Consider the following 17,726-nt stretch of genomic DNA (forward strand, 5'->3'; position numbering starts at 1 on the left):
AGGGGAGAGGTTGCCCTTGAAAGATACGGTTTTACATATTCGTCATCTTGGTCGCCAGGATTACGAGTCGGTATGGCACGCCATGCAGGAATATACCGATAATCGCGATGAAACGAGCCGAGATGAGCTTTGGATAGTCGAACATCCTCCGGTGTTCACGCAAGGCCAGGCAGGCAAGAGTGAGCATATTCTCAACCCCGGCGATATCCCCGTCATTCAAGTCGACCGTGGTGGCCAAGTGACCTACCATGGCCCAGGACAGCTAGTCGCCTATCCACTACTGGACATCAAACGCCTCAAAATCGGCGTTCGCCAACTGGTGACCGACATAGAACAGAGTATCGTCAAGATGCTCGCCCTCTATGGCATCGAAGCCTATCCCAAGGCCGACGCTCCTGGCGTCTATGTCGAGGAGCGCAAAATAGCCTCTCTGGGTCTGCGGATCCGTAAAGGCTGCTCCTTCCACGGCCTGGCCCTGAACGTCGATATGGATATGTCCCCCTTTCAGCGCATCAACCCCTGCGGTTATGCCGGATTAGAGATGGCTCAATGTAAGCCGCTCAAGGGGCCCCAAAGCGTCGAAGAAGCCGGCGAGAAACTGATACAAACCTTTAGCCAAGAATTGGGCTATCAACATCTAGAACATCATCAAGGGTTAACAGACTAATATGAGTAGGCCTGAAAGATTACAACCCGGAGTCAAGTTACGCGATGCCGACAAGGTCTCTCGTATTCCGGTCAAGGTCGTGCCTTCCGAGCGCGAAACCATGCTACGCAAACCCGATTGGTTGAGAGTCAAGCTCCCGGCATCGAATCAACGTATCGTCGACATCAAACAGGCGCTGCGTAAGAACGGTCTGCACTCTGTATGTGAAGAGGCCTCCTGCCCTAACCTTGCCGAATGTTTTAACCATGGTACCGCTACCTTCATGATCTTGGGCGCCATCTGCACCCGTCGCTGCCCCTTCTGCGACGTGGCCCATGGTCGTCCACTCAAGCCTGATGCCGAAGAGCCGGTAAAACTGGCACAAACCATCAGAGACATGAAGCTGAAATATGTGGTGATCACCTCTGTGGATCGTGACGATCTGCGTGATGGTGGTGCCCAGCACTTTGCCGACTGTATTCGCGAGATCCGTAAGCTCAACCCAGAGATCAAGATTGAGATCTTGGTGCCCGATTTCAGGGGCCGCATCGACGCCGCCTTGGAGATTCTGGCCACAGAGCCACCCGATGTCTTCAATCACAACCTGGAAACTGCGCCTAAGCACTACCGTAAGGCTCGTCCAGGGGCGAACTACCAATGGTCACTGGATCTGTTGAAGAAATTCAAAGAACAACACCCACATATTCCGACTAAGTCGGGCCTGATGATGGGTCTGGGTGAGACCAACGAAGAGATCGCCGAGGTGCTTCGCGACCTGCGTGCGCACAATGTTGAGATGCTGACACTCGGTCAATACCTGCAGCCTTCTAAATTCCACCTGCCGGTAGAGCGTTACGTGCCGCCAGCCGAGTTTGACGAGCTGAAAGACTATGCCGAAGAGATAGGCTTTACCCATGCCGCTTGTGGTCCTATGGTGCGTTCTAGCTACCACGCCGACCTGCAGGCCCAAGGTAAAGAGGTTAAATAACCTAAGGCCTTAGGCACGCAATTGTCTTTAGCGTTCAACGCTTAGAAACAAAAATAGCGCCCTTGCGGCGCTATTTTTTTATTCCCGAGTACAAACCCAAACGGCTAGAACAAACGCTCCATCAAGATAGCGTCTTCTTTCCCCTGTTCCAGCTGATAATAGTTGGCCCGCATTCCCGTCTGCTCGAAGCCCATCTGGCGATATAAGGCGATTGCCCTTTCATTAGAGGCTCTCACCTCTAACATCATACGTTCGGCCCCCTGAGTGGCTGCCAGCTCGATTAACGCCTCGGTGAGGCGCTTACCCAAACCTTGCCCCTGAGCGTCTGGCCTGACGCAGATATCCATCAGGGTGGCATCTTCGAACAGTTGATGCAGAATGCTGAAGCCCAACAGCGTCTCATCATCATAGAGACCGATAACATGGTAGAAACGCCCGAAACAGGTCTCAAGGTTACTCAGGGACATGGGGAAACTATGGCAGGCCGACTCCAGCTCATGCAACTTAGGAGCGTCTTCTTTGGTCAGCGTCTTAAGCGTTAGCGTCATAGGCATCGCTCTCCCAAATATGCTGCCATAGCTCGCGCTTGGCCTTAGATTCTTGCTCGAGAACGGCTATAGGTGCAGAGCTGATGGCACATGCCAGCTTAGGTAACCTGAGACTTCGCATATCCCAAAACACCTCTTTGGTGCTGCTAAGCGAATCGCTGACGACGACCTGCTTATCCTGCTCGGGAAAGAGCGCCAATACCTGGCGGATAAGCGGGTGGTCACCTGAGACGCTCGCGCCTCGATCCACAAGAATATGGTACAGGGGAAGCTCGGCTCCCTTCTCTACCCAGCGGGTTATACCCATCACATCTAAATATGCACTCGGTTCCAAATCGCCTCCAGACAAATGCTAACCCCTTAAGGATAACCTCTGCCCAGGCGAGTGTCACGACGACCAGAGACTATATGAACTTGAGTGAAATGATAAAACTCAGAAAAGCAAAAAGCCGTTCATTTCTGAACGGCTTTTCTAGAATGTGGCAGGGGTGGCAGGACTCGAACCCGCAACCATCGGTTTTGGAGACCGCTGTTCTACCAATTGGAACTACACCCCTGTTGACGTGGGGCATTATGCTAAAACCCCTCCCAAAGGTAAAGGACTTTTTATGGCTAACTCGCTCAATTGCGGCTTTTTCATGCAAGATAGCGAATATTAAGTCATATCCTCACTTTCCCACTCAAAAAATGGCCATCCATACCATCATTCAACCTGCTTTTAATGACGTTATACGTCACTGATTAATGGCATATCGAGCCTGAAATCCCCCAAGCAAGTTCTATTAATGATTACCTTCGTAGGCAAATAACAGCCCGGCCTATAGCATCCAAAATAAAGCCTACATAATTTTGCATCGAGCCTCTTCGAGACTAGCATTAGGGGACAAATACATAGAGACCTGCTACCCGCACCTTCCTCTTTCTATCCTAGGCACCACAAACGAAAACCTTACTAGCTATTCCACAGATCAATACATCAGCTTTTAGTGACCAAGCCACCATATGAGAACAAAATAGGGCCAAGACACTAAATAGCAACAGCGCAAAAACAGATGTTCTTGCGAGCCCTCCACCTCACGAGAAGGCATTCGCCTTAAATAATCGAAGCGTCGATATAGAACAAAGGGTTGAAGATATAGAGGGAGATATAGGTCCATTTTAACTAGACGGCTGAAGCACAGATTACAGGGTTGAATGCTAGGAAACCGCTATCTAGTCATATCTCGAAAAATGGAATCCGCCGAAGGTTTCTCACGTGGAGCAGAGAAGTCCTACTATAGATGCGCAGCATCCAAGGCCTTTGTAGCGCAAAGCACAGACTGAGCAGTCGCTACAAATAAAAGAAAGGCATTTACATAGCCAGCTCCTAGCCAGATACCAGATACCAGATACCAGATACTAAATCGCCCAATCTCACATGGAGACGTAAGGCAATCTTTTATCAAGCGAAGCTTGATGGATGACAGGAGCGCGAAGCAGCCAGGCTGTGAACCGGGGCAAGGCACATGGATGTGCCGAATGCCATAAACGCAGGATGCAGTTTATGCCCAAGCTCAGCGGTGGGCGACCGTCATGGATGGCGGAAGTATCTATATATAAGGAGTATTTATCGACCGACATCGGGATTAGGCGCTTGTCATCGCCAGCTTCGAGTCAGACATCAGATACTAACTCCCATCTATCTCACATGGGGTGTAAGGCATCCGTTTATCAAGCGCAGCTTGTGGCACGAAGCAGCTAGGCTGCAAGCTGGGGGGCTAATGAATACAGAGAAAAGGCGCCTGTCATGGCCAGCTTCGAGCAGAGCTCTCCGCGTTCAGCCCTTGCATCAAACTTTGTTTGATAAACGCAAGAGCTTCACCCTACTTCACATGGAAATGCACCTCACTACGTTCGGGCTCTTTATATTCCCCATGTTCGAGTAGATATTTCAAAAGCTGTTAAACGAAAAAATCCCCAGCACAGTGTGCTGGGGATTTCTCGTTTATTAGGCGTCTGGAAATGACCTACTCTCACATGGGGAGACCCCACACTACCATCGGCGCGATTGCGTTTCACTTCTGAGTTCGGGATGGGATCAGGTGGGACCACAATGCTATGGTTTCCAGACAAATTTGGAAATTCGGAAAGCTGTACTCTTATCTAAGAGTCAATCTGAGTTCGCACTTCAATCAAGTACTTTTGTATTCTTTTGATTACGTAAAACCATCTTACGAAACCCTTTTGGGTTGTATGATTAAGCCTCACGAGTCATTAGTACAGGTTAGCTCAACGCCTCACAACGCTTACACACCCTGCCTATCAACGTCCTAGTCTCGGACGGCTCTTTAGAGACCTTAAAGGTCTAGGGATGACTCATCTTAGGGCTCGCTTCCCGCTTAGATGCTTTCAGCGGTTATCGATTCCGAACGTAGCTACCGGGCAATGCCATTGGCATGACAACCCGAACACCAGCGGTTCGTCCACTCCGGTCCTCTCGTACTAGGAGCAGCTCCCTTCAATCATCCAACGCCCACGGCAGATAGGGACCGAACTGTCTCACGACGTTCTGAACCCAGCTCGCGTACCACTTTAAATGGCGAACAGCCATACCCTTGGGACCGACTTCAGCCCCAGGATGTGATGAGCCGACATCGAGGTGCCAAACACCGCCGTCGATATGAACTCTTGGGCGGTATCAGCCTGTTATCCCCGGAGTACCTTTTATCCGTTGAGCGATGGCCCTTCCATTCAGAACCACCGGATCACTATGACCTGCTTTCGCACCTGCTCGACGTGTATGTCTCGCAGTTAAGCTGGCTTATGCCATTGCACTAACCGTACGATGTCCGACCGTACTTAGCCAACCTTCGTGCTCCTCCGTTACTCTTTGGGAGGAGACCGCCCCAGTCAAACTACCCACCAGGCACTGTCCTCAACCCCGATTCAGGGGCCAGAGTTAGAACATCAACACTACAAGGGTGGTATTTCAAGGATGACTCCACGAGAACTGGCGTTCCCGCTTCAAAGTCTCCCACCTATCCTACACATGTAGGGTCAATGTTCAGTGCCAAGCTATAGTAAAGGTTCACGGGGTCTTTCCGTCTAGCCGCGGGTATACGGCATCTTCACCGCAATTTCAACTTCACTGAGTCTCGGCTGGAGACAGCGTGGCCATCATTACGCCATTCGTGCAGGTCGGAACTTACCCGACAAGGAATTTCGCTACCTTAGGACCGTTATAGTTACGGCCGCCGTTTACCGGGGCTTCGATCATGAGCTTCTCCGAAGATAACCCAATCAATTAACCTTCCGGCACCGGGCAGGCGTCACACCGTATACGTCATCTTGCGATTTTGCACAGTGCTGTGTTTTTGATAAACAGTTGCAGCCACCTGGTATCTGCGACTCCCGTCAGCTTAGAGAGCAAGTCTCATCACCAACAGGAGCGTACCTTCTCCCGAAGTTACGGTACCATTTTGCCTAGTTCCTTCAGCCGAGTTCTCTCAAGCGCCTTGGTATTCTCTACCCGACCACCTGTGTCGGTTTGGGGTACGATTCCTACTAACCTGAAGCTTAGAAGATTTTCCTGGAAGCATGGCATCAACTACTTCATCACCGTAGTGACTCGTCATCAACTCTCAGTATTAGGTACCCGGATTTGCCTAAGTACCCTACCTACAGCCTTAAACGCGGACAACCAACGCCGCGCTAGCCTAGCCTTCTCCGTCTCTCCATCGCAGTTAGCAGAAGTACGGGAATATTAACCCGTTTCCCATCGACTACGCCTTTCGGCCTCGCCTTAGGGGTCGACTCACCCTGCCCCGATTAACGTTGGACAGGAACCCTTGGTCTTTCGGCGAGGAGGTTTTTCACCCCCTTTATCGTTACTCATGTCAGCATTCGCACTTCTGATACCTCCAGCGTGGGTTACCCCTTCACCTTCAACGGCTTACAGAACGCTCCTCTACCGCACCAGCGCAAGCGCTAGTACCCATAGCTTCGGTGTATTGCTTAGCCCCGTTATATCTTCCGCGCAGGCCGACTCGACTAGTGAGCTATTACGCTTTCTTTAAATGATGGCTGCTTCTAAGCCAACATCCTAGCTGTCTAAGCCTTCCCACATCGTTTCCCACTTAGCAATAACTTTGGGACCTTAGCTGATGGTCTGGGTTGTTTCCCTTTTCACGACGGACGTTAGCACCCGCCGTGTGTCTCCCGAGTAGTACTCATTGGTATTCGGAGTTTGCAAAGGGTTGGTAAGTCGGGATGACCCCCTAGCCTTAACAGTGCTCTACCCCCAATGGTATTCGCTCGAGGCGCTACCTAAATAGCTTTCGAGGAGAACCAGATATCTCCCGGTTTGATTGGCCTTTCACCCCCAGCCACAAGTCATCACCGCATTTTTCAACATACGTGTGTTCGGTCCTCCAGTTGATGTTACTCAACCTTCAACCTGCCCATGGCTAGATCACCGGGTTTCGGGTCTACACCTTGCAACTAAACGCGCAGTTAACACTCGGTTTCCCTACGGCTCCGCTATTCGCTTAACCTCGCTACAAAATGTAAGTCGCTGACCCATTATACAAAAGGTACGCAGTCACGGTCTCAAGAACCGCTCCCACTGCTTGTACGTATACGGTTTCAGGTTCTATTTCACTCCCCTCACAGGGGTTCTTTTCGCCTTTCCCTCACGGTACTGGTTCACTATCGGTCAGTCAGGAGTATTTAGCCTTGGAGGATGGTCCCCCCATATTCGAACAAGATATCACGTGTCCCGTCCTACTCGTTTTCACCTAAAGTTAGTTTTCATGTACGGGGCTATCACCCTGTATCGCTGTGCTTTCCAACACATTCCACTAACACCCTCTAGGCTTAAGGGCTAATCCCCGTTCGCTCGCCGCTACTAGGGGAATCTCGGTTGATTTCTTTTCCTAAGGGTACTTAGATGTTTCAGTTCCCCTCGTTCGCCTCACTAAGCTATGTATTCACTTAGTGATGACACCTTATGGTGCCGGGTTTCCCCATTCGGACATCGTTAGCTCAAATGCTTGTTACTAGCTCGCCAACGCTTTTCGCAAGTTACTACGTCCTTCATCGCCTCTGACTGCCAAGGCATCCACCGTATACGCTTAGTCACTTAACCATACAACCCAAATGAGTTTCATCTGAGCTGCATCGCAACTAACGGTTTCTACTTTCGCCAAAAGAATACTCAAGTCACTTGATTAAAGTGTGTTTTGAGAACTCAATTATTTTTCGCAATAACCTTTCGGTTATTACTATCAGCTTTCCAAATTTTTAAAGAACAAGCATCGCCGCTCGGACGTGCCACTCGCTCTAACAAGAACAAGTTATCTGTGTGAACACTCAACAAATATCAGTCAATCGTATAGGTAAGGAGGTGATCCAGCCCCAGGTTCCCCTAGGGCTACCTTGTTACGACTTCACCCCAGTCATGAACCACACCGTGGTAAACGCCCTCCCGAAGGTTAAGCTATCTACTTCTGGTGCAGCCCACTCCCATGGTGTGACGGGCGGTGTGTACAAGGCCCGGGAACGTATTCACCGTGGCATTCTGATCCACGATTACTAGCGATTCCGACTTCATGGAGTCGAGTTGCAGACTCCAATCCGGACTACGACCGGCTTTGTGAGATTAGCTCCACCTCGCGGCTTCGCAACCCTCTGTACCGACCATTGTAGCACGTGTGTAGCCCTACTCGTAAGGGCCATGATGACTTGACGTCGTCCCCACCTTCCTCCGGTTTATCACCGGCAGTCTCCCTAAAGTTCCCGGCATTACCCGCTGGCAAGTAAGGATAAGGGTTGCGCTCGTTGCGGGACTTAACCCAACATTTCACAACACGAGCTGACGACAGCCATGCAGCACCTGTCTCAGAGTTCCCGAAGGCACCAATTCATCTCTGAAAAGTTCTCTGGATGTCAAGAGTAGGTAAGGTTCTTCGCGTTGCATCGAATTAAACCACATGCTCCACCGCTTGTGCGGGCCCCCGTCAATTCATTTGAGTTTTAACCTTGCGGCCGTACTCCCCAGGCGGTCTACTTAATGCGTTAGCTTGAGAACCCAGTGTTCAAGACACCAAATTCCGAGTAGACATCGTTTACGGCGTGGACTACCAGGGTATCTAATCCTGTTTGCTCCCCACGCTTTCGTACCTGAGCGTCAGTCTTTGTCCAGGGGGCCGCCTTCGCCACCGGTATTCCTTCAGATCTCTACGCATTTCACCGCTACACCTGAAATTCTACCCCCCTCTACAAGACTCTAGTTGACCAGTTCGAAATGCAGTTCCCAGGTTAAGCCCGGGGCTTTCACATCTCGCTTAATCAACCGCCTGCGTACGCTTTACGCCCAGTAATTCCGATTAACGCTTGCACCCCTCGTATTACCGCGGCTGCTGGCACGAAGTTAGCCGGTGCTTCTTCTGCGAGTAACGTCACAGCTAACGGGTATTAACCGTTAACCTTTCCTCCTCGCTGAAAGTGCTTTACAACCCGAAGGCCTTCTTCACACACGCGGCATGGCTGCATCAGGCTTGCGCCCATTGTGCAATATTCCCCACTGCTGCCTCCCGTAGGAGTCTGGGCCGTGTCTCAGTCCCAGTGTGGCTGATCATCCTCTCAGAACAGCTAGGGATCGTCGCCTAGGTGAGCCATTACCTCACCTACTAGCTAATCCCACCTAGGTACATCCAATCGCAGAAGGTCCGAAGATCCCCTCTTTTCCCCCGTAGGGCGTATGCGGTATTAGCAGTCGTTTCCAACTGTTATCCCCCTCGACTGGGCAGTTCCCTAGGCATTACTCACCCGTCCGCCGCTCGTCAGCAAAGAAAGCAAGCTTTCTTCCTGTTACCGCTCGACTTGCATGTGTTAGGCCTGCCGCCAGCGTTCAATCTGAGCCATGATCAAACTCTTCAATTAAAAGTTTTTGTGTTTGGCTTGCGCCAAACGACTCAATGAATTCTGATTCACATAAATGACTCGGAAGAATCATCTATATGTTTGTACATATTGCTATGAACACTCATCGTTGCATTGAGATTTAAATCGTTTTCGATTAACTCAATACCTGCGAGTGTCCACACAGATTTCTTGTTTTATCTTGTTAAAGAACGTTCGCCTCATACTGGACTCCAGCGGGCTAGGGCTGCGTATTCTACGCTTCTCCCTGTCGGCGTCAAGCGCTTTTTTCAAAAGATTTTTAAGTGGTTAATTACTGTGCTTTCGCGTTGTAACTACCGGCTTAAAAACTCGAACCGCTTATCGCCTTGACTCGACATTCGTTACCTACTCACTTGGTAAGTAGCGCCGTTTGCCGTGTCAGTGGGAGCGCATTATAGGGAGCCAAATCTTTTGCGCAAGGGCTTTTTTAACGAAAAACATCGATCGAACAAAAAACATGCAAAACGAGATAGATTCAGCGAAAAGCCACACACAAAGGCAACATGCGAGTAACGACAACACCACAAACTATCGATTGGGCGACTCGCTTGTTTGAAACCGGAAAATAAGTTTGGCACAAAAAATTCGACTCTGCCAAAAATCTGAGCAGCCTGATTGCAAGGCTGCCCTGTTGGCTTATTTACACTATATAGCAAGCCCCCTTATGTCGCCTTATCTCTGTGTCGCCTTCTTTTGGCTACTTATATGGGTATAGGCTTAGAATATAAGCTTATGGGTTACTGCTTCTTATCGGCATCTGAATCATCTTGCTCAGTTTGTTTAGATTCATCAGTCTCTTGAGTAATATCTATATCGGTTTCGTTCTCATCGCCCACCACATGGCTCACCTTTAACTTCTTCACCGTGCGTATGGTGTAGATGGGACCAGAGAGTGCGTAGAGACTAAAGACGATAAACAGAATAGTGGCCGGTTGAACCGAAACCACCACAAACAAGCCCACCAGGGCCAGGATCACCATGAAGTTAACCCGGCCTCGCCAGTCATAGTCTTTGAAAGAGTAGTAGCGGAAGTTACTCACCATCAAGAGACCGGCACCAGCTGTCATTAACAGCGCCAGTATGCTGACCTGCTGACCCTCTATCTCATAATAGGTGCCTGTCCAGATGGCGCCGGCAATAATTGCCGCGGCGGCCGGGCTCGCCAACCCCTGAAAGTAGCGCTTATCTGCGACGCCGACCTGGGTATTGAAGCGTGCAAGCCTGAGCGCGGCGCCGGCACAATAGATAAATGCCGCCAACCAACCTACCTTGCCCAGATCGGCCAAGGCCCAGTTATAGGCGATTAACGCCGGGGCCACCCCGAAGGAGACCATGTCGGCCATGCTGTCATATTCGGCGCCGAATGCACTCTGGGTATTGGTCATCCTGGCGACACGGCCATCGAGGCCATCGAAGATCATGGCGACGAAGATGGCAATGGCTGCAGCCTCGAAGTGACCATTCATGGAGGCGATCACCGCATAAAAGCCGGAAAACAATCCCGCCGTGGTGAACAGGTTAGGTAAAAGGTAGATACCGCGGTTCTTCACCGTCTCTTTGTTTAAATTTTGCATATACTAAGGAGCAAGGTTATCTTGATAAAATAAAAAGATAACACAGATTTAAGCTCACTTTTTATACGGACCTCTAATTGTTGGCAGATGAGTCACTCCTGCACTCTCTCCCGGCCTAGATATGGATACTATGATGACCGGAAAATTTTATCTCAGCGCACTGTTAAGCCTATTCCTTTGCGCCCCAGCATTTGCAACGACCATCTATAAGTGGGTGGACGAAAACGGTGTCACCCACTACAGTCAGGAAAAGCCCCCCGAGGCAAAGACAGAAAAACTCTATAGCGAAGATATCGAACAGAAGAAGGTTGGCTTCACCGCACCTAAGGTCGTCGAAAAACAGGGCGAGCAGAAGAGCGAGGCCGCATTAGCCGCCGAGGCAATCAATGAGAAAGATAAGGCACAGGCCAAGGCCATCTGCGAAAATGCCAAGCATCAGTTAAATGTGCTTGAGACCCATACTCGCCTGACACGTAAGAATGAAGAAAATGGTGAAATGGTGCGTATGACAGAGGAAGACAGGCAGTCAGAGATCGCCGCGCAGAAACAGCGCATTAAGCTCTTCTGTGGCAAGTAGCTCTGCTACTTTATACACTCCTTCTAAATATACACAGCCCGCCTGGCTGCGACTCCTCTATTATAGAGAAGTAAAAAAGTAGAGAAGAAATAGAGAAGCGACAACCAAAATGAATCTGGTTGTCGCTTCTTGTTTTTAGGTTTACCGTCCAAAAAGCCTTAACCGACCGAATCTAGCCGCTCGCTTTCACCGTATACATAGAACGGCTCACCCCATCCTGACAGGCCTGAGTACCGGCGTCCCAGCCTTTATCAAACTCGCTCAAACCATCCAACACTTTATCTTTCATTCCTTCTAAGGTATCGGCGCCTGGGTTTTGCTTCAAGTAACCGGCGCTGCGGCATCCCGTGTTGTAACCATAGTGATAGAGGCTGTCATAATCGACACTGCCGACGCCGACAAAGGCCGGGCCACTGCTTTGCATTGGTGCTGAGCTACAGGCCGTCATCAACACGGCCAGAGATGCTATAACTGCTAACCTTGCTTTCATCCAGTACTCCTTCACAGTATAAAAACTTAAATTAGGAAGAGATCTCACCCTTTGCAAGCTAGTGCAAATAATAGCCAAAAGCAATCTGATACCAGTGATAAAAAAAGCCCAAACCTAGGTTTGGGCTTCTTGCATAAGGCTAAGGCTTATTGATGGAAGGCGAGTTCGCCACCCGCGGCTTCGACCTTGATGGGCGCGCCAGGTAACAGCTCACCACTCAAGAGTTTCTGAGCCAGTGGATTTTCCACCTCTTGCTGCAGGGCGCGTTTCAGCGGCCTTGCACCATAGACGGGATCGAATCCGGCCTGAGCAATCAAGGCTAAGGCATCGTCACTCACCTCAAGCTCAAAGTCTTTCTCCGCTAGTCGCGCCTTCAGATTGTCTATCTGGATCTGCGCGATATGGGCGATATGTTCAGACTCAAGCGGATGGAAGACCACGCTTTCATCGATTCGGTTGAGGAACTCGGGTCTGAAGCTGTGGGTCACCACATTCATTACCTCGCTCTTCATCTCGGCATAACTGGCGATACCGAAACGCTCCTGAATCACATCTGAGCCCAGGTTAGAGGTCATGATCACCACGGTATTACGAAAATCGACCGTGCGTCCCTGGCCATCGGTCAGACGACCGTCGTCCAGCACCTGCAACAGTATGTTGAACACATCGGGATGAGCCTTTTCCACCTCATCGAGCAGGATCACCGAATAAGGCTTACGTCTCACCGCCTCGGTCAGATAACCGCCCTCTTCATAGCCAACATAGCCTGGAGGCGCCCCTACCAGACGCGACACCGAATGCTTCTCCATAAACTCGGACATATCGATCCGCACCATGGCCGCTTCGGTATCGAACAGGAACTTCGCCAGCGACTTACACAGCTCGGTCTTACCCACACCGGTAGGACCGAGGAAGAGGAAGGAACCGATAGGACGATTCGGATCCGCAAGGCCAGCGCGGCTACGGCGAATGGCATTGGCCACCGCATCCACGGCCTCGTTCTGGCCAATCACCCGGGTATGCAGCGCCTCTTCCATGTGCAGCAGCTTCTCTTTCTCCCCTTCGAGCATCTTAGATACAGGGATACCGGTCGCCTTAGACAGCACCTCGGCGATCTCCACATCGGAAACCTTGTTGCGCAGCAGCGTCATATCCTGCATCTCTGCCTGAGCGGCCAGATCCAGCTGTTTCTCCAGCTCTGGAATACGGCCATATTGCAGCTCAGACATGCGCGTCAGATCCCCTGCACGTCTGGCCACCTCAAGATCCATGCGGGCCTGCTCGAGATCTGCCTTGATATGCTGAGTGCCCGCCAGCGCAGCCTTCTCGGTATGCCATACTTCATTAAGTTCGGCCGCCTTGGCCTCGACCTCGGCAAGCTCGCTACGCAAGGTGGATAGTCGACGCAGACTCGCCTCGTCACTCTCCTTGCTTAGGGCCTGCTCCTCCAGCTTCAGCTGTATGGTGCGGCGCTCTAATCTATCCAGCGGCTCTGGCTTAGAGTCTATCTGCATACGAATACTGGACGCCGCCTCATCGATAAGATCGATCGCCTTATCGGGCAGCTTCCTGTCAGAGATATAACGATGCGACATGCTGGCCGCCGCCACGATAGCGGGATCTGTGATCTCCACATGGTGGTGCAGCTCATAACGCTCTTTCAGGCCGCGCAGGATGGCGATGGTGTCTTCGACACTCGGCTCATCCACCAGCACCTTCTGAAAACGTCGCTCGAGGGCGGCATCTTTCTCGATATATTGACGATACTCATCTAAGGTAGTCGCACCTACGCAGTGCAGGTCGCCCCTGGCCAAGGCAGGCTTGAGCATATTCCCCGCATCCATGGCGCCATCGCTCTTACCGGCGCCCACCATTGTATGTAGCTCGTCGATGAAGAGGATCACCTGCCCCTCTTCCTGAGCCAGCTCATTGAGCACCGCCTTGAGACGTTCCTCAAACTCACCGCGATACTTGGCCCCGGCTACCAGGGCGCCCAAGTCGAGTGACAATACCCGCTTATTCTTGATCCCCTCAGGCACCTCGCCATTGATGATGCGTTGGGCCAGCCCTTCGACGATGGCCGTCTTACCCACACCCGGCTCACCGATGAGCACAGGGTTATTCTTGCTGCGGCGTTGCAGCACCTGGATGGTACGACGGATCTCATCATCACGACCGATCACTGGGTCTAGCTTGCCCTGCTCGGCGCGCTCGGTGAGATCCACGGTAAACTTCTTCAGCGCTTGGCGCTGATCTTCGGCATTAGGGTCGTCGACATTCTTGCCAAGACGCACCTCTTCTATCGTCTTCTCCAGCAGCTCCTTGGTAGCGCCAGATTTCTTCAGGCACTGCGCCAACGCATCGCTCCCCTCGAGGGCGGCCAGCACGAAGAGTTCGCTGGAGATATATTTGTCTTTGCGCTTTTGCGCCAGCTTGTCACACAGGTTCAGCAGACGAATCAGTGCCTGCGAGAGCTGCACATCGCCGCCCGTGCCCTCAATTTGCGGTAAACGTTCGAGCTCCTGGCTCAGGGCGGAACGCAAAGTGCTGACCGAGATCCCGGCCTGGGTCAACAGTGGATGAATTGAACCACCATCTTGATTAAGCAGCGCCATCATCAGATGGATCGGCTCAATAAACTGATGGTCACGCCCCAACGCTAATGACTGAGCATCGGAGATTGCTATCTGGAATTTGTTCGTCATACGATCGAGTCGCATACAGCCTCCTAAAAATTAACGAATGAAGGAAACCTTCAGTGCTTTGTTACCAGTATAAATGGGGACTTTTTAGGAGGATTCAAGCAACAAGGAAAAAATTGCTGAAAATTTGCGCTATTTTTCCAGCCAGATAAATGAGGCCATGCGCCCGGTTTTTGCCTCGCGGCGGTAGGAGAAATAATCTGCGCTCATGCTATAGGTGCAGTGTGTCAGTTGATAGACGGAAGCGATGCCGAGACGCTCTGCCCGGTAACGAGCGATCCCTTGCAGGTCGGTCAAAAACTTATCGCCTCTCGGGGTAAAAAAGGCATCTGTTTCGGCATGCTGGGCGATAAACTGCGCCCTGACTTCCGCCCCAACCTCGAAGGCCTTGGGGCCGATACAGGGGCCAAGATAGACGAGTAGCTCATCGGCGGGCGCATCGAACTCGGCGATAGCGGCCTCGACTATGCCGTTACACAAGCCGCGCCAACCGGCGTGCACCGCCGCCACCTGAGTCGCCGCGCGATCGCAGATAAGCACAGGCAGACAGTCGGCGGTCATCACCACACACGTATGCTCGCCACTGCGGCTGAAGCTACCATCGGCGACACGGTTAGTGTCCAGATCCAGGTTTACCAGCTCAATACCATGAACTTGCTGCAGCCAGGCTGGCTTACCAGACATGCCCAAGGCCTGAGCCGCAAGCAGACGATTTTGGCGAACATGCTCGGGATCATCCCCGACATGGTCACCAAGATTGAGACTATCGAAGGGAGCCTGGCTCACACCGCCCTGACGCCGGCTAAAAGCCAGCTTCACGCCAAGGGGAATGAACCAGTCTTGAGGCAGCATTAATATTCCACCGGATGAGCCTTAGTGTCGTCACGCAGGGCGCGGGTCAAGGCCACCATATCTTCTGGGATTGGCGCCTGCCAGCTCATGATCTCACAGGTGAAGGGGTGTGCCAGCTCGAGGCGCACCGCATGCAGCGCCTGACGCTTAAAGCCGTTCAGCGCCTCCATCAATTCAGGTGTCGCCTTCTTCGGTGGACGAGGACGACCACCATAGACGGGATCCCCCACCAAGATGTGACCTATATGCGCCATGTGCACCCTGATCTGGTGGGTACGACCGGTTTCCAGACGCAGACGCAGACGGGTATGGGCGCGGAACTTCTCTGCCACACGGTAGTGGGTCACAGAGGGGCGGCCACTATGATGCACCGCCATATGGGTACGCTTGGTTGGGTGACGCGCAATCGGCTCATCCACCACGCCGCCGGCCGTCATGGTGCCACTCACGATCGCCTCATATTCACGGGTGATCTCGCGGGCCTGCAGGGCTGCAACCAGATGGGTCTGGGCCTCGACCGTCTTGGCCACCACCATCAAGCCCGTGGTGTCCTTATCGAGACGATGCACGATACCCGCCCTAGGGACGAGCTCAATCTCGGGGCAATGGTGCAGCAGCGCGTTCATCAGGGTGCCGTCGCTGTTGCCCGCTCCCGGATGAACCACCAGACCCGCCTGTTTGTTGATCACGATAATATGGTCATCTTCGTAGACGATATCCAGATCGATCGCCTGAGCCTCTGCCTTGATCTCTTCCTTAAGAGTGGCTTCGATCTCAATTTCCTGGCCTTCGAGTACCTTTTCTCTCGGCTTAGTCTGCACCATACCATCGACGTAGACGGCACCAGCCTGAATCCACTCTTTAATACGTGTACGGGAGTAATCAGGGAACAACTCGGCCAAGGTTTGGTCTAATCTCTGCCCGGTTTGTGTTGCTGTGATCTCGCTTTTTAGATTAATCTCTTGTGTCATAGGAACCGTACCCGCGTTTTGGGGTCCAAAATAAAGTGCTATCTGTTACAATCGGATTGTTTCTATTTTATCGTGAAATGGAAAAATTCTTAAACAACAACTTACAAAGAATCGAATTCAAGTATGCATAATTTTGCTAAAGGCGCAGCTATCGCCTTGTTGTCATTGGCCTTAGCGGCGTGTAGTAGTAAACCCGAAGATGATATTGAACTGAGCAAATCTTCCCCCGAAGTCCTCTATTCTCAAGCCAGAACCTCTATGGAACTGGGTAACTATAGTAAAGCGGTGCGCTCTTTGGAGGCCCTAGACTCTCGTTATCCCTTCGGTCCACACAAGACTCAGGTGCAGTTAGACCTGATCTACGCATACTACAAACTGGACGATTCGGCGTCAGGCATTGCCAATATCGATCGCTTCATTCGCCTCAACCCCACACATAAAGATATCGACTATGTCTACTATATGCGTGGCCTGGTGAACATGCAGTCGGACAACTATATGTTCCACGACATGCTCAACATCGACAGAACCGACCGAGATCCCAAGGCCGCCCAGGACGCCTTCAAAGACTTCGATCGTTTGATCAAGCAATATCCTAACAGCAAGTATGCCGCCGATGCGCAAAAACGCATGCAGTTCCTGAAAAACCGCCTGGCCAAGTACGCCGTCACGGTTGCGGAATACTACATCAAGATGAATGCCTGGAGCGCCGCAGCAGTGCGTGCCCAGACAGTGCTGGAAACCTACCCGGGTACTCCTGCTACCGAGCGCGCCCTAGAGATCATGGCAACCGCCTACGAGGAACTCGGCCAGCAGAAGCTGAAAGATCACGTACTAATGGTGATGCAGAGCAACTTCCCTAACAACGATATGCTCAAGTAAGCCTGGCAATAATTGAATTAAGAGGCCCCGCAACTGCGGGGCTTTTTTTGATCTGTTTTTATCTCGGGAGCCTCTTACTCGCTATCTAGCCTCTTACCCACCACATGGCCCAACTGTCGGCACAAATTACCATTACACCTTATCGGTTGTTACACCTTGTCCGTTATTATCGAAATAACCATCCATTCCGCCTATAAGCAGTCAGATTTCACCGAGATAAACGACCAAGAACTAACTCCCCAGTCCACGTCCTTTCTCACTCCTCCCTGAGGTCTTACAGCGACATTTGATCTAAAAATCGACGTTTCGGGTAAAAGTTATCCAAACAAGCGTGAGAAACAAAGTTTTTGCAAAAATGTGTTGACTCAAATGCGCAAAAGCCTTTTAATGCACCCCGTCGCCCGAATAGCTCAGTCGGTAGAGCAGAGGATTGAAAATCCTCGTGTCCCTGGTTCGATTCCGGGTTCGGGCACCATATTCTGAGGGTGCCTAGCGCACCACACAAAAAAGCCTCGCACTGCGAGGCTTTTTTGTTTCTATTCATCTTACCCATT

Annotated in this window: 11 protein-coding genes, 2 tRNA genes and 3 rRNA genes; 5 read left to right on the top strand and 11 right to left on the bottom strand. The window is 51.4% G+C overall.

All coding sequences use genetic code 11. The features are described from left to right. Positions 1-16 precede the first annotated feature (16 nt). Together lipB and lipA are read left to right on the top strand one after the other, a co-directional pair. Positions 17-667 (top strand): lipoyl(octanoyl) transferase LipB, encoded by a 651-nt coding sequence (lipB, locus tag K0I63_RS15245; RefSeq protein WP_041406693.1) that lies wholly within the window; start codon positions 17-19, stop codon positions 665-667. A gap of 1 nt (position 668) precedes the next feature. Continuing rightward, on the top strand, positions 669-1,634 hold the full coding sequence (gene lipA, locus K0I63_RS15250; RefSeq protein ID WP_011866739.1) for a lipoyl synthase: 966 nt from the start codon (positions 669-671) through the stop codon (positions 1,632-1,634). A 104-nt stretch (positions 1,635-1,738) separates the two neighbouring features. Here the strand turns inward: lipA and rimI are convergent, their stop codons facing one another. The 7 genes from rimI to pssA form a co-directional block, all read right to left on the bottom strand. After that, a complete protein-coding gene (rimI, locus tag K0I63_RS15255) occupies positions 1,739-2,182 on the bottom strand; it encodes a ribosomal protein S18-alanine N-acetyltransferase (RefSeq protein ID WP_258406517.1) in 444 nt (147 codons plus the stop codon). Beyond that, positions 2,166-2,516, bottom strand: a complete 351-nt coding sequence (locus K0I63_RS15260; protein WP_220081566.1) for a hypothetical protein — start codon at positions 2,514-2,516, stop codon at positions 2,166-2,168. Before K0I63_RS15260 ends, rimI begins: the two co-directional genes overlap by 17 nt. Before the next feature lie 146 nt (positions 2,517-2,662). Next, positions 2,663-2,739: transfer RNA gene (locus K0I63_RS15265), tRNA-Trp, on the bottom strand. A gap of 1,436 nt (positions 2,740-4,175) precedes the next feature. Next, positions 4,176-4,291, bottom strand: a 5S ribosomal RNA gene (gene rrf / locus K0I63_RS15270). Positions 4,292-4,414: 123 nt separating this feature from the next. Beyond that, positions 4,415-7,307: ribosomal RNA gene (locus K0I63_RS15275) — 23S ribosomal RNA — on the bottom strand. 251 nt (positions 7,308-7,558) lie between these two features. Continuing rightward, a 16S ribosomal RNA gene (locus K0I63_RS15280) occupies positions 7,559-9,103 on the bottom strand. Together the 16S, 23S and 5S rRNA genes form the textbook arrangement of a ribosomal RNA operon. Positions 9,104-9,861: 758 nt before the next feature. Then, positions 9,862-10,698 (bottom strand): CDP-diacylglycerol--serine O-phosphatidyltransferase, encoded by an 837-nt coding sequence (gene pssA, locus K0I63_RS15285; RefSeq protein WP_220043142.1) that lies wholly within the window; start codon positions 10,696-10,698, stop codon positions 9,862-9,864. A 121-nt stretch (positions 10,699-10,819) separates the two neighbouring features. Between pssA and K0I63_RS15290 the strand changes: the two genes are divergently transcribed. Then, on the top strand, positions 10,820-11,275 hold the full coding sequence (locus tag K0I63_RS15290; RefSeq protein WP_220081567.1) for a DUF4124 domain-containing protein: 456 nt from the start codon (positions 10,820-10,822) through the stop codon (positions 11,273-11,275). A 172-nt stretch (positions 11,276-11,447) separates the two neighbouring features. Here K0I63_RS15290 and K0I63_RS15295 read toward each other — a convergent pair whose 3' ends face one another. From K0I63_RS15295 to rluD, 4 genes are all read right to left on the bottom strand, one after another. Then, positions 11,448-11,765, bottom strand: a complete 318-nt coding sequence (locus tag K0I63_RS15295) for a hypothetical protein (protein ID WP_220072096.1) — start codon at positions 11,763-11,765, stop codon at positions 11,448-11,450. A 146-nt stretch (positions 11,766-11,911) separates the two neighbouring features. Continuing rightward, on the bottom strand, positions 11,912-14,485 hold the full coding sequence (clpB, locus tag K0I63_RS15300; protein WP_220081568.1) for an ATP-dependent chaperone ClpB: 2,574 nt from the start codon (positions 14,483-14,485) through the stop codon (positions 11,912-11,914). Positions 14,486-14,599: 114 nt separating this feature from the next. Further along, entirely contained in the window at positions 14,600-15,319 is a 720-nt protein-coding gene (gene pgeF, locus K0I63_RS15305; protein WP_220081569.1) for a peptidoglycan editing factor PgeF, read from the bottom strand. Beyond that, positions 15,319-16,290, bottom strand: a complete 972-nt coding sequence (rluD, locus tag K0I63_RS15310) for a 23S rRNA pseudouridine(1911/1915/1917) synthase RluD (RefSeq protein WP_011866747.1) — start codon at positions 16,288-16,290, stop codon at positions 15,319-15,321. Before rluD ends, pgeF begins: the two co-directional genes overlap by 1 nt. A 123-nt stretch (positions 16,291-16,413) precedes the next feature. Here rluD and K0I63_RS15315 point away from each other — a divergent pair, with 123 nt between their 5' ends. Together K0I63_RS15315 and K0I63_RS15320 are read left to right on the top strand one after the other, a co-directional pair. Next, positions 16,414-17,172: an outer membrane protein assembly factor BamD gene (locus K0I63_RS15315; RefSeq protein ID WP_220043147.1), complete on the top strand. Its 759-nt coding sequence runs from the start codon at positions 16,414-16,416 to the stop codon at positions 17,170-17,172. A gap of 399 nt (positions 17,173-17,571) precedes the next feature. After that, positions 17,572-17,647: transfer RNA gene (locus K0I63_RS15320), tRNA-Phe, on the top strand. Positions 17,648-17,726 lie beyond the last annotated feature (79 nt).

Origin of the sequence: Shewanella rhizosphaerae (assembly GCF_019457655.1) — a bacterium.
Taxonomy (GTDB): Bacteria; Pseudomonadota; Gammaproteobacteria; order Enterobacterales; family Shewanellaceae; genus Shewanella; species Shewanella loihica.

What these genes read in the sequence shown, in the direction of transcription:
- K0I63_RS15295 (WP_220072096.1), bottom strand. Translation starts at nt 11,765, where the DNA reads ATGAAAGCAAGGTTAGCAGTTATAGCATCTCTGGCCGTGTTGATGACG.
- rimI (WP_258406517.1), bottom strand. Translation starts at nt 2,182, where the DNA reads ATGACGCTAACGCTTAAGACGCTGACCAAAGAAGACGCTCCTAAGTTG.
- clpB (WP_220081568.1), bottom strand. Translation starts at nt 14,485, where the DNA reads ATGCGACTCGATCGTATGACGAACAAATTCCAGATAGCAATCTCCGAT.
- rluD (WP_011866747.1), bottom strand. Translation starts at nt 16,290, where the DNA reads ATGACACAAGAGATTAATCTAAAAAGCGAGATCACAGCAACACAAACC.
- lipA (WP_011866739.1), top strand. Translation starts at nt 669, where the DNA reads ATGAGTAGGCCTGAAAGATTACAACCCGGAGTCAAGTTACGCGATGCC.
- K0I63_RS15315 (WP_220043147.1), top strand. Translation starts at nt 16,414, where the DNA reads ATGCATAATTTTGCTAAAGGCGCAGCTATCGCCTTGTTGTCATTGGCC.
- pssA (WP_220043142.1), bottom strand. Translation starts at nt 10,698, where the DNA reads ATGCAAAATTTAAACAAAGAGACGGTGAAGAACCGCGGTATCTACCTT.
- pgeF (WP_220081569.1), bottom strand. Translation starts at nt 15,319, where the DNA reads ATGCTGCCTCAAGACTGGTTCATTCCCCTTGGCGTGAAGCTGGCTTTT.
- K0I63_RS15290 (WP_220081567.1), top strand. Translation starts at nt 10,820, where the DNA reads ATGGATACTATGATGACCGGAAAATTTTATCTCAGCGCACTGTTAAGC.